Below are 11,775 nucleotides of genomic sequence, written 5' to 3'. Positions count from 1 at the left end.
CGACGGTGGGAGGGGTATGTCATGGCGCTCATGAGCATGACGGCTACGGACACACAGGCGGGCGAGTTGCCGGAGGTCGCCGATCCCTCTCAGGTCGCGCCGAAGGACGCGCGCGAGCTGTCCAAGGTGTTCTTCGACCAGTTGGCGGTGCTGGAGGAGGGCACGCCCGAGTACAGCTACGCCCGGAACACGCTGATCGAGATGAACCTGTCCCTCGTCCGCTTCGCGGCCGGCCGGTTCCGCAGCCGCGGGCCGGAGGAGATGGAGGACATCGTCCAGGTCGGCATGATCGGACTGATCAAGGCGATCGACCGGTTCGACCTCTCCAGGGAGGTGGAGTTCACCTCCTTCGCCATCCCTTACATCGTGGGCGAGATCAAGCGGTTCTTCCGTGACACCACCTGGGCCGTGCACGTGCCCCGTCGGTTGCAGGAAGCCCGAGTCCAGCTCGCCCGCGCCACGGACGAGCTGCGCAGCCGCCTGGGCCGCACCCCGACGGTCCAGGAACTGTCGGAGCTGATGAGCCTGCCCGAGGAAGAGGTGTGCGAGGCACGCCTTGCCGCCAACGGCTACAACTCCTCCTCCCTGGACGCCACCATCGGGGGCAGCGAGGACGGCGAGGCGGCGTTGCAGGACTTCATCGGTGCCGAGGACCAGGGTCTGGAGCTGGTGGAGGACTTCCACGCGCTGGCCCCGCTGATCGCCGAACTCGACGAACGGGACCGGCAGATCATCCACATGCGGTTCGTGGAGGAACTCACCCAGGCCCAGATCGGCGAGCGTCTGGGTGTCTCGCAGATGCATGTCTCCCGGCTGCTGTCGCGCACCCTCGCCCGGCTGAGGGAAGGCATGCTCACCCAGCTCTGAGCGAGCGGGCGTCCCGAGCGTGGCGGGCACAGACGTCCCGCGGTGGCCCGGCGGCTCCCCGAGTCGTCGGGCCCGCGTTGCCGTGGAGACGGTCGCGAACGCCGGCTAGTTGGCGGGTTTGCGCAGGTGGAGGTAGGCGACGATCTGCTTGCCGGTTTCCAGGGCGACGGTCTGCAGCTGGTCGCACAGCCGACTGACCAGGTACAGACCGTGTCCGCCGACGCGGCGGGCGTCGTGTGCGCGCACTTCGGGCGGGCGAGGGGAGCTGTCACTCACGGCGATACGCAGCAGAGCGGCGTCGGGTGTCACTTCCAGCGCCAGACCGCCCGGGCCGGGTGCATGGCGCAGCGCGTTGGTGACCAGCTCGCTGACGACGAGCTGGGCGTCCTGGCTCGGCCGATGGTCGGGGTGGTGACCTGCCTGGACCAGCAGCGTGCGTACGGCCGCCCGTGCTTCGGCGATCGACGCGTCGGCCGTGTCCCAGGCGGCGGTGTAGCGCAGGGGTGCCGCGGGTTCCTGTTCATCCGATGCACGGTTCTTGAGCGGGGTGACCATAGAACTCTTCCCGTGGGTCGTTCCATATCGTTCATCACAAAGGTGTCGCCATGGCGTAATTTCGCCTACCCGCTGTCGTCTTCTTCATGGGGCCCGAATCGGCTCGGTCGACCAGCGGGGGCGGGCCGGCTGAGAAGGACGCTGTCGGCACGCTCGACGGATGGTGCTCTCGAAGGTGCGCGGAGAAGGCCGGTGCGGACGGCGATCGGCTGGTGGCGCAGGCCTGGCTCCGGAGCTGATCGGGGCAATTTGTGACGCCACCGAACTCACCACCCTGGGTGGTGTTCGCCGCAGCACAGCGAGTGCCTTCCCGGAGCTTTTCCGGAAGGGCACTCGATGAGGACAACGCCTCAGTGTTGGTGCAGCGCCTCAGTGTTTGAAGGCGTCCTTGGCCTTTCCCTCGGCCTGCTCGGTCTTGGCCTTGGCCTCCTCATAGCCTTTGCCTGCCGCTGTCGCGGTGACGCCGCTAGTGCCCTGACTGCCCCTTCATAAACAAGGCACTGTCAAGGAATGGAGATGCATTAGTAGGGCACACGGAGCCGCAGGAGGTCGATAACTATGGTTCCCCTGCTTCTTGTTCTGCTTCTCGCGGTCATCCTTTTCGGTGCGGGTTTCGCCGTCAAGGTTCTGTGGTGGCTGGCCATCGCCGTGCTGGTGCTGTGGCTGTTGGGCTTCGTGATGCGCTCCACCACCACCGGTGGTGGCCGCGGCCGCTGGTATCGATGGTGACCTGACCCGCACCACACCCCTCGTAGGGCCCGGCCGTCATGACGGCCGGGCCCTACGAGCCGGTCCCATACGCGACGGAACCGCGCGGGGCGGAACCGTGCGGTCTTGAGTGGGCGGGTCGCACCTCCGGGATGCCCTCGCGTGACGGTTTCCGGGGGCGCGGACCGCACGGCCTCACCCGCCGCCGTCGCCGTGGACACCGAGTACAGTCTGCTGGCCGTTCAGCCCGCGCCGGACCGGGCACCGCGGCCCGACACGCTTCCACCTCGCGTTCCGGCCAGGGGATGCCATGACCAGTACGCAGGAACCGCCCGAGCTGACTCCGCGAGTCCCCGAAGTGCCGGGCGCACCGTCCGTCGAGTACCGCGTGGCGCGGATACGTCGGCGTCTGGAGCGCCTGATAGGGGTCGCCGCGACCGAGGGCAACGCGCTCACCCCGTTGCGCAACGGAGACGAGATCTTCGCCGCGATGCTGGACGCGATCCGCCGTGCCGACCACACGGTGGACATGATGACGTTCGTGTACTGGAGGGGAGAGATCGCCCGCGAGTTCGCCCACGCCCTCGCGGAACGGGCCCGCGCCGGTGTGCGGGTGCGGCTGCTGCTGGACGGGTTCGGCAGCCGGCTGATCGAGGCCGAGCAACTGGAGACGATGGAGCAGGCCGGAGTGCAGGTGGCCTGGTTCCGCAAGCCGCTGTACCTCTCACCGCTGAAACAGAACCACCGCTGTCACCGAAAGGTCCTCGTCGTCGATGAGGAGACCGCGTTCACCGGAGGGGTGGGCATCGCCCAGGAATGGTGCGGCGACGCGCGCAACGAGAACGAGTGGCGCGACACGCACGTCGAGGTGCGCGGGCCCGCGGTGGACGGTGTGGCCGCCGCGTTCGCCCAGAACTGGGCCGAATGCCACGACGAACTCTTCGACGAACGGGACCGGTTCGTCGAGCACCGCCCGCAGGGCAACGCGATCGTGCAGGTGGTGCGCGGCTCGGCCAGCATCGGGTGGCAGGACATGCAGACGCTGATCCGCGTCATGCTGGAGTCCGCCGAGGAGCGCTTCCGCCTGGCCACCGCCTACTTCTCGCCGGACGCGTACTTCGTCGAGCTGCTGTGTGCCACCGCCCGGCGCGGGGTCGCGGTGGAGATCCTGCTGCCGGGTCCGCACACGGACAAACGCGTCTGCCAGATGGCCGGCCAACACCACTACGAGAGCCTCACCGCCTGCGGAGTGAAGATCTACCAGTACCAGCCGACGATGATGCACGCCAAGGTCATCACCGTCGACCAGGTCGCCGCGCTGATCGGCTCGACCAATCTCAACCGCCGCTCTCTCGACCATGACGAGGAGGTCATGCTCGCCGTGCTCGACGAGGAGTTCACCGCCGCCCTCGACGAGCACTTCGACGCGGACATCGCGGTGAGCGAACTCATCCGGGCCGACCGCTGGAAGAGACGTTCCGTCATACAAAGGGCTCGGGAAGCCGCCGTGCAGCCCATCCGCCGGTTCCTGTGACCCGCCGCCCACGCACGACCGACCCATGGGCGCGCACGTGCGGGCGCCCACAGACGAAGGCGCCGAAGGCGCCGAACCCGACCGACGACCCGGGAAAGCGTCGCGGGAGCGGTCCGTGGCGGGGCCCGCGTCATGGATCCGGCGCTGCGGATCCGTCCCGTGCCGGGGGCGAACCGACGCCGTGCCCGCGACGGCGACTCGGCGCCGGTGAGTCGGCGGTAATTCGGCCGCGACGGGGTATTGGGACGTCGATCAGACACCGTTGAGAAAGGGCCGAGGATGACCGACGACGCGTACCTGTTCCTCCTTGACGACGTATCCGCGCCCCTCGGCGTGGCCCCCGCGGCAGTCGAGGATCTCGCGTGCATGGAGACTCCCGCGGTACTCGCGTGGCTGAGCGCGCAAGGAAGCACGCCGACCTCCCCCTACCTGCGTCTCCTGCCGCCGGAGGAGACGGCGGCCATCCCCGAGACGGCGGAACGGCTGCCCGTCCCGCTGAGCGACGAGGAACTGAGCCGGGTCCGCCACCGGATGGCACCGGAGTCGCTCGCCCAGGTGGAGGAGGAACTGCTCGCCTACCGCGACTGCGCGGACGGCCGGGACGGCCTGATCGGACGCGCACTGGCCGCCGGCGTGCCACCGCACCGCGTCGTCGAACTGACCGGGGTGGATCCCGCGACGGTGGCTGCCGCGGCGAGCGGCTGACGCGCGGCTGCGCACGCGCGGTGGAAGTGGAAGGCGAGCGGCTGCGCCCGCGCGGTGGAAGGCGGCACCCCCGGGGAATTGCGTCTGATGCGCGATTCGGAGTCGTCCGAGCTGGGGGTCTGCGGCATCAAGGTACCTCCTGTATGAGCTTGTAGCGGGCTTCTGACCTGCCCTCTTGCTGTGACCCGTTCATCTGATGCGTGATTCGCGCACCTAGCGGGAGAGGGGTGCGTGAGCGACCGACCTGAGTGAGGGCTCCGCCCGGCTGGTGCTGCTGGACAGCGTGACGCTGCTGCATCCCGAAGACGCCGTGTTCGAGGCGATGTTGGAGGGCTGGACGCGTCAGCAGCGTGGAGGTCGGCGCCTGCAGCAAAAGACGATCAACGACCGGCTGTGCGTGGTGCGGCAGTTCAACGACTTCGCCGAGGCGTATCCGTGGAACTGGTCGGCCGCCGCCATGGACGAGTGGACGACGTACCTGATGGCGGAGCTCCACCGTGCGGAGTCGACGATCCGCGGCTATCAGACGGCCGTGAGCCTGTTCTGCGACTACATCACCTCGCCGCACTACCAGTGGCCGCAGGAGTGCGAACTGCGGTTCGGCACGCACCCGGTGCAGATCTGCCACGAGTGGAACACCGCTGCCCATCTCGTTGACTACGAGGGGGAGGCGAGCCGGCGGCCGATGGCGCGGGAGGAAATCCAGCTCTTCCTCGACTACGCCGACGCTCAGGTCGACCGCGCCATCAGACTCGGCCGAAAGGGTGCGCTTGCCGCCTACCGGGACGCCACGGTCTACAAGGTCATCTACGGGTGGGGGCTGCGGTGCACGGAGACGTCGAAGCTCGACCTCGCCGACTGGTACCGCAATCCCAAGGCCCCGGAACTGGGCCGGTTCGGATCCCTCCACGTCCGGTACGGCAAGAGGTCGAAGGGTTCGCCGCCGAAGCGACGGACGGTCCTCAGCGTCATGCCCTGGGCCGTGGATGCGGTTGACGACTACGTCGCCAACATCCGTCCGCGTTACCGGACTTCGGCCGGAGCGGCCCTGTGGCCGACCGAGCGCGGCGGGCGGCTTCAGGCCCGGGAGATCGAGGACCGCTTCGCCGAGTACCGCGATGCTCTCGGCCTGGATTCCGGCCTTGTGCCGCACTGCCTGCGGCACAGCCACGTCACCCACCAGATCGAGGACGGCGCGGACCCGGCGTTCGTCCAGCGGCAGGTGGGGCACCGCTTCGCCTCGACAACCGCGCTCTACACCGGCGTGAGCAGCGACTTCATGAACACGATGATGCGCAAGGTCTTGGACAAGGCCCTGCACAACGTACCGTCTCGCGCCGCCACCGCTTGACCCACGGGCAGGTCCACGGTGCCCGCGCCTACGTCACGCAGGTGATCCAACTGCTCAACTGGCTCAGCAGCCAGAACATCCCGCTCAGCGCGTGCTCCCAGGACCTCATCGACGCCTGGCTGGACGAGAACCCCGCCCGCGGCCCGCGCGTGCAGGGCTTCCTCGTCCGGACCAGCCGTAAGGGGCACACCCGGCAGCTGGCCGTGCCCCTCGGTACCCCCGCTTTCACCGGCCAACTCATCGCCCAAGACGCCCGCTGGAGCCTGGTCAGCCGCCTCATCCACGACGAGGAGATTCCGATCGTGGACAAGACCGCCGGCCTCCTCGCTCTGCTCTTCGCACAGCAGCCCCACCGCATCGCAGAACTGACTACCGACGACGTACACCTCACCGCCGATGCGGTGGCGCTGCGGCTCGGCAGCATCCCGGCCCAGATGCCTCCACCTCTGGACGAACTCCTGCTCGCCCTTCACGCCGATGCGGTGGCGGGCTCCACCGCGGCCGAGCGCTGGTTGTTCCCCGGCCGATACCCAGGCCGGCCCCTCAGCCGCAGCCAGGTGATGCGCAGACTGCACGCTCTCGGCATCCGGCCCCGGATGGCACGTAGCACCGCGCTGGTCGAGCTGGCCTCCGAACTGCCTGCTCAGCTGCGCTACTGCGTCGACACCGTGGGCGTGGATAGGATCATCCACGCCGTGGACTTCCCGATGATCGGCAACGAGGGTGCCGTGCCGTTCCTGGCCGATTCGGACCTGTCCGACGAAGACAAGGACAAGATCGCCCACGGCAACGCCGACAAGCTGCTCGGGCTCGACCGAATCCAGTGACTGGTCCCGCGTCGCGGTCGGTGCGGCGGTCCAGCGACGGCCTGGCGGGCCATCCGCCCGGTGACCGCCAGGCACGGGTCGGACCTGGCGTGCTGGCCGCCGCCACGTCCGACCCGTGTTCCACCGAAGCGTCGCACCTCGAGCAGTTCCGCCTCAGCCCCGTGACAGCGCATCGAGCCGGATGGCCAGGGGCAGTGTGCCGAGTCCGACCATGGTGACCAGCCGGAGTGCCTGCTGCCGTGCAGGGTCCGGCCAGCGGTCGGCCAGGGCCTCGGTGATGATCCGCTCCTGGCGCTCATAGTTGGAGTGCTTGCGGGCGGGAAGGGTCTCCGTCGACCGCATCAGCTGGTCGAGTGCTACCGGCCCGGCCGCTCGGGCTCCATCCGGAAGCAGACCAAGCGGGTCTTCGCGGCGGCCGTGCGCAGTTCGTCGTCGGTGGGCTGCCGGTCGCCCGGGAGGCCGAGCATCAGCCCCTTGGCGGCCTTGGGCCCTTTGCGCCGGCCGAACTCACCCAGCAGGGCGGCGACTTCCTCAGGGTCCTCGACGACCGTCGGGACGGCGGCGTGGTCCTGGCCCCGGATGCGCAGCCGGACGGCGGACCCTTCGCGCATGCTGGGGATCCAGCCGAGCTGGGAGGACATGGCGAGCACCGTGCCGGGATCCCAGTCGAAGTAGCCGATGGGGACCGTGAATTGGCGACCCGTTCTGTGCCCCTTGTACGTGAGCAGCATCAGGCGTCCGCTCAGCGGCTTGTGGAAGCGGGAGGCGAGCAGCGGACGTACGACCTTGTTGGCGGCTCGGAAGATCTTCACCATGGGTGGCCTGGTCGTGTTCGCCGCGGGTGTGCCGGAGGTGCTCACCTGATGCCGCCGGGGACGGTGTGGACGATCTCGGCCTGGTCGCGCTTGGTGTACGCGTTCCAGTAGTGCTCGGCGATGGTCTCGGGCTCGGTGCCGGGACCGCTGCCGATGAACACCCCGATCGCCACGTGCGCGGCGTGCACCCCGCGCTCGGCGAGGTCGATGCCCAGGGCCATGGCGTAGTTGCGCAGGGCCGCCGCCGCGACGCCGATGCTGCCGAACGGGCCGCCGCTCGGCCGGACCGAGGAGGCGCCCGTGGAGAACAGCAGGGTGCCACTGCCGCGTTCGAGCATGGCGGGCAGGACCTGACGGACCGCGGCGACCGCTCCGTACAGGTAGTAGTCGAGCTGCTTGTGGAGGTCCTGGGCCGTGGCGTCGACGGCGGCGGCGCCGGCGAAAGTGGGGTCGGCGGGTGAATACTCCAGTACGTCGACGGCCCCGAACCGGTCGGCGACCGCGGCGAGCGCCGACTGCAGCGAGTCGGGACGCGTCACGTCCGCGGCGAAGCCCGCGCCCTCGATGCCGTCCTCGGCGAGCTGTGCGGCGAGCGCGTCGAGCTTGTCCTGGGTCCGGGAGACCAGGGCGACCTGGAAACCCTCCCTTCCGAAGCGGCGGGCGATGGACAGGCCCAGTCCGGGGCCTGCCCCGATGACGGCGATGACGGGCATGGATGGTGCTCCTCCGGTCGACGGGCTGGACGGATGAGGGGCACCTCCCGCCACGACAGCGGTCAGGACTGAAAGTCGAGGGCAGCCTCATTTTCTTGGATCGTAGCAGAGAATATGAGGCACCCCTCCGGTTGGTAGGCTGAGTGACATGGCCATCGACCGTCCGTCCGCCTCTGCCGGGAACCCGGCCCCTGTCCGCCCCCTGCGGCGCGACGCGCAGCGCAATCGCGAGGCCCTGCTCACCGCGGCCCGCTCCTGCTTCGCCGAGCAGGGCCTGGAGGCACCCCTGGAGCAGGTGGCCAAGCGAGCCGGGCTGGCCATCGGCACGCTGTACCGGCACTTCCCCACCCGACTGGACCTGGTACAGGCGACCTTCGCCGGGAAGCTGGCCGTCTGGCGGGAGGCTGCCGAGAAGGCCGTCACCATGGATGACGCCTGGGCGGGGCTGTGCCACTTCCTGGAGACCATGTGCGAACTCCAGTCACAGGACCGGGGGTTCAACGACCTGGCCTCCATACGGTTGCCGGAGAGCGCCTGCCTGGCGGGCGCCCAGACCCGCATCCGCGAACTCGGTGTACACATCGTCGAGCGTGCGCAGGAACAGGGCAGCCTGCGCCCCGACCTCACCCCCGAGGACCTTGCCTTCGTCATCTGGTCGCACAGCCGCGTCACCGAGGCCACCCACACCATCGCCCCGGACGCCTGGCGCCGCCACCTCTACCTTCTGCTCGACGGCTTCCGAACCGACCGCGCCCACCCGCTACCGGCACCGCCGCTCACAGAGGAGCAGCTGTACCGCGCCATGATCAGCCTCGGCGGAAACGGGGCCTGCGGCACCTGACCGTCGGCACGCGTCGTCGTCCCAAGGCGCCGCGGGGGTGCCCCTTCCCGGCGACCAGGCCGAGCCGGTACGCCTCCGTCCCCGCGACGCAGAGTTCGCGGAGGCGCTTGGTGACCTCCGCGTGCACCGGCGACACGGCGTGCTCGAAGGCCGCGTGCTGGTCTCCCTGCCGACCATGCTGGTGGCCTTCGCCCGCTACAGCCGCGACGGCAGCTTCGCCGTCCTCGGCGCCAACATCCGCTTCACCACGATCATGGCCTCAGACTCCATCGCCGGCGCGGTGCTGGGCGGCCTGCTTCTGGGGATGTTCCCGAACCTGGTGCTGATTCCGCTGCCGGCCGTGATCCTGCTCGTCGTCGCGGTCAAGCTCGCCCGTCACGACTGACATCGGGCGGTAGCACAGCACCGCATTGCGCAACTTCTGATAGCCGGAACTACCAGCAATCGGCACACTCCTGAGCGAGCACGCGGCAGGCCACGTCACATCCCGGTCGCCCGGGTCGCCGGAATTCGCCCGCTGAGCGAAGTCGCCAAGTTCCACGCTCACTTGGCGGAGGCCAGGCCAGAGGTAGGGGGCTGCCAGAGGCCCTTGATGATCTGATATTTTCGGGTCCGCCGTGCATCACCGCGCAATGGAGGAGGTGAGTCCGATCAACGCTGTCACAGGTCGGGACTCCCTCCGTCGCATGGCCTAGGGAGCGCCCGCACAAGGCATCCCGAAAGGCTTGAAACGCTCATGCGCTTCACCTCCTCGACGTCGTCGAACGCCGTCACCGAACAGTTCTTCACCCTTGGCGAGATCCCCGGCGTGCTGTGGGCTCCGCAGGACGACCGCGGTACCCGTCCCCTGATTCTGCTGGGCCACGGGGGTGGACAGCACAAGACGTCCCCGGGCCTCGTGTCCCGCGCGCGCCGCTACGCCGCCGAGGGTTTCGCGGTCGTCGCGATCGACGCGCCCCACCACGGTGACCGGCCCAAGGGCGAGGAGTTCGGCCGGATCGTCGCCCGGATGCGGGCAGGCATGGCCGCCGGTGAGAATCCGGGCGCGCTGGTCGCCGGCATGCACAGCCACCTGGCCGGTCAGGCCGTCGCGGACTGGCAAGCGGTGCTGACCGCGGTCCAGCGTCTCGACCGGGTCGGCGTCGGCCCGGTCGGCTACTGCGGCATGTCGATGGGCTGCGGACTCGGCATCCCGCTCATCGCCGCAGAGCCCCGAATCCGCGCGGCAGTGCTGGGCCTGCTCGGCGTGGACGGGCTGGCCGAGGACGCCGCGCGGATCACCGTGCCGGTGCGGTTCCTCGTCCAGTGGGACGACCACATGGTTCCGCGGGACCAGAGCCTGGCCTTGTTCGACGCCCTGGCCTCGGACGAGAAGACGCTGCACGCCAACCCCGGCAGGCACGGCGACGTGCCGTCGTTCGAGGTCGACGACTCGTCGCGGTTCTTCGCCCGGCATCTGAGCTGACACAGGACCGCAGCGCTCGACGCGTCGGCCGGAACCGTTCCCGCCCGGCGCGTCGACCCGCCCTCCGGCCGGGGCCGCCGCAGCGTGGATCGCGGACCGGCCCACCGCGGATCCGCGGATCGGGCGCGCGGTGTCACCGTGCTCCGCGGGAGCCTGGCCATCGCCGCCATGCCCGCGCCACCGGGTGCGGTCCTGGGAGGCGAAGCCGTGCTGCGGTCGCCGCCGACGACAACGACACCGACACCGACAACGCAGCGATCGATGGCGAATCGCGGTCCCGTCCACCACGCCGGGAGGGCTCGCCGCCCCGGCATCCCGCCGCGCACGGCAGTGGTCTGATCGGCCAGGCTCACGGCACCGACGTGGCGGGCGGTGGCGGCCGGGTCGACGTCGACGCGGTGATCGTGGTGGGGCGTGAAGCGATCCGCCCCGGATGTGGGCCTGCCCGGTCGATCACGGCCGCGCATGGTCCCTTGCCTCAAGCGGCGTCCTGCCCCGCGCTCGCCGAGATCACGTCGGATGTGACTGGCGAGGTGGGGTCATGACCCAGCGGATGGTCCGGGTCAGGGCCCGTCCGGTGGGGCGTACGGCGAGATCCTCGACGACCGGCACCCGGGGCAGCCACAGCATGCCGCGGGCCCAGGGCGGGAGCAGGGCGACGGCGTTCGCGGCCAGCCCACCGTAGAAGGGCCGTATCGCAAGGGGCAGGGGAGGCTGGAACAACAGGAAGCGGGCGGCTGCCCGGGCCTCGGCCGTGGCGTGCAGTTCGTGCCGGTATGCGGTCAGGCACTCGGCCAGCTCGCGGCGGTCGCGTGGCGGTTCGCTCACCCCCAGCGCCTCGGCGACGCGCGCGGTGTCGGCGACGTAGGCGTCGTAGCCGGCGGCGTCCAGCGGGCGAGCCCCGTAGCGTTCGTGGGCGCGCAGGAAGCTGTCCGTCTCGGCGGCGTGCACCCAGCCGAGCAGTCGCGGATCGGCCGCGTGGTACGGCACGCCCTCGGCCGTCGTTCCGCGGATCCGTTCGTGGATGCCGCGAACGTGGTCGACCGCCCGCTGGGCGTCCGCGGCGGTGCCGTAGGTCGTCACGGCCAGGAAGGTGCTGGTGCGCTGCAGTCGGCCCCACGGGTCGCCGCGGTAGCCGGAGTGCCCGGCCACCGCCGCCATGGCGAGCGGGTGCAGGGACTGCAGCAGGAGTGCGCTCAGCCCGCCGATGAACATGGAGGCGTCACCGTGGACGACGCGGATCGGGCGGTCCGGTCCGAACCAGCGCGGGCCGGGGGTGTCGTGGATGCGGGCACGCGTCCGCGGCCCGTCGGGGCCGGCGACGCGGCGGAACAGGGCCTGGCCCAGCTGATCACGCACTGCGGTCAACACGGTCGGCCTCCCGTCTCCCCCTT

At 69.9% G+C, this 11,775-nt stretch carries 14 protein-coding genes; 9 read left to right on the top strand and 5 right to left on the bottom strand.

Annotated features, from left to right (window positions below; genetic code table 11):
• Nucleotides 1-21: 21 nt before the first annotated feature.
• Nucleotides 22-867 (top strand): RNA polymerase sigma factor SigF, encoded by an 846-nt coding sequence (locus OG272_RS45545; RefSeq protein WP_328224615.1) that lies wholly within the window; start codon nucleotides 22-24, stop codon nucleotides 865-867.
• A gap of 105 nt (nucleotides 868-972) precedes the next feature.
• On the opposite strand, the gene OG272_RS45540 is transcribed toward OG272_RS45545, so the two are convergent.
• On the bottom strand, nucleotides 973-1,422 hold the full coding sequence (locus OG272_RS45540) for an ATP-binding protein (protein ID WP_326573698.1): 450 nt from the start codon (nucleotides 1,420-1,422) through the stop codon (nucleotides 973-975).
• Nucleotides 1,423-1,980: 558 nt separating this feature from the next.
• Here OG272_RS45540 and OG272_RS45535 point away from each other — a divergent pair.
• From OG272_RS45535 to OG272_RS45515, 5 genes are all read left to right on the top strand, one after another.
• Complete coding sequence (locus tag OG272_RS45535) at nucleotides 1,981-2,151, top strand: hydrophobic protein (protein ID WP_326573700.1); 171 nt, start codon at nucleotides 1,981-1,983, stop codon at nucleotides 2,149-2,151.
• A 289-nt stretch (nucleotides 2,152-2,440) separates the two neighbouring features.
• On the top strand, nucleotides 2,441-3,664 hold the full coding sequence (locus tag OG272_RS45530; RefSeq protein WP_405895942.1) for a phospholipase D-like domain-containing protein: 1,224 nt from the start codon (nucleotides 2,441-2,443) through the stop codon (nucleotides 3,662-3,664).
• Between the two features lie 279 nt (nucleotides 3,665-3,943).
• Nucleotides 3,944-4,369, top strand: a complete 426-nt coding sequence (locus OG272_RS45525) for a DUF6003 family protein (RefSeq protein WP_326573704.1) — start codon at nucleotides 3,944-3,946, stop codon at nucleotides 4,367-4,369.
• A 268-nt stretch (nucleotides 4,370-4,637) separates the two neighbouring features.
• Nucleotides 4,638-5,720: a tyrosine-type recombinase/integrase gene (locus OG272_RS45520; protein ID WP_405895941.1), complete on the top strand. Its 1,083-nt coding sequence runs from the start codon at nucleotides 4,638-4,640 to the stop codon at nucleotides 5,718-5,720.
• A complete protein-coding gene (locus OG272_RS45515; RefSeq protein ID WP_405895940.1) occupies nucleotides 5,717-6,547 on the top strand; it encodes an amidohydrolase family protein in 831 nt (276 codons plus the stop codon). Before OG272_RS45520 ends, OG272_RS45515 begins: the two co-directional genes overlap by 4 nt.
• Before the next feature lie 153 nt (nucleotides 6,548-6,700).
• Here the strand turns inward: OG272_RS45515 and OG272_RS45510 are convergent, their stop codons facing one another.
• From OG272_RS45510 to OG272_RS45500, 3 genes are read right to left on the bottom strand one after another with little or no spacing between them, the layout of a single operon-like run.
• Nucleotides 6,701-6,889 carry a hypothetical protein gene (locus tag OG272_RS45510; protein WP_405895939.1) on the bottom strand — a complete coding sequence of 63 codons (189 nt, stop codon included), beginning with the start codon at nucleotides 6,887-6,889 and terminating at the stop codon, nucleotides 6,701-6,703.
• Nucleotides 6,890-6,903: 14 nt separating this feature from the next.
• On the bottom strand, nucleotides 6,904-7,362 hold the full coding sequence (locus OG272_RS45505) for a hypothetical protein (RefSeq protein ID WP_327726300.1): 459 nt from the start codon (nucleotides 7,360-7,362) through the stop codon (nucleotides 6,904-6,906).
• Between the two features lie 41 nt (nucleotides 7,363-7,403).
• Nucleotides 7,404-8,075, bottom strand: coding sequence for an SDR family NAD(P)-dependent oxidoreductase (locus tag OG272_RS45500; RefSeq protein ID WP_327726301.1), 672 nt, complete (start codon nucleotides 8,073-8,075; stop codon nucleotides 7,404-7,406).
• Between the two features lie 148 nt (nucleotides 8,076-8,223).
• Here OG272_RS45500 and OG272_RS45495 point away from each other — a divergent pair, with 148 nt between their 5' ends.
• The 3 genes from OG272_RS45495 (at nucleotide 8,224) to OG272_RS45485 (ending at nucleotide 10,381) form a co-directional block, all read left to right on the top strand.
• The gene (locus OG272_RS45495) at nucleotides 8,224-8,916 is read left to right on the top strand and encodes a TetR/AcrR family transcriptional regulator (protein ID WP_327726302.1); all 693 of its coding nucleotides are present in this window, start codon (nucleotides 8,224-8,226) and stop codon (nucleotides 8,914-8,916) included.
• 37 nt (nucleotides 8,917-8,953) lie between these two features.
• Nucleotides 8,954-9,301 (top strand): hypothetical protein, encoded by a 348-nt coding sequence (locus OG272_RS45490; RefSeq protein WP_327726303.1) that lies wholly within the window; start codon nucleotides 8,954-8,956, stop codon nucleotides 9,299-9,301.
• A gap of 351 nt (nucleotides 9,302-9,652) precedes the next feature.
• Entirely contained in the window at nucleotides 9,653-10,381 is a 729-nt protein-coding gene (locus OG272_RS45485; protein ID WP_327726304.1) for a dienelactone hydrolase family protein, read from the top strand.
• A 510-nt stretch (nucleotides 10,382-10,891) separates the two neighbouring features.
• On the opposite strand, the gene OG272_RS45480 is transcribed toward OG272_RS45485, so the two are convergent.
• Nucleotides 10,892-11,752, bottom strand: a complete 861-nt coding sequence (locus OG272_RS45480; RefSeq protein ID WP_326573722.1) for an oxygenase MpaB family protein — start codon at nucleotides 11,750-11,752, stop codon at nucleotides 10,892-10,894.
• Between the last annotated feature and the right edge of the window lie 23 nt (nucleotides 11,753-11,775).

Source organism: Streptomyces sp. NBC_00104 (assembly GCF_045160825.1).
GTDB lineage: Bacteria > Actinomycetota > Actinomycetes > Streptomycetales > Streptomycetaceae > Streptomyces.
This window is presented reverse-complemented; position numbering and strand designations above follow the sequence as displayed.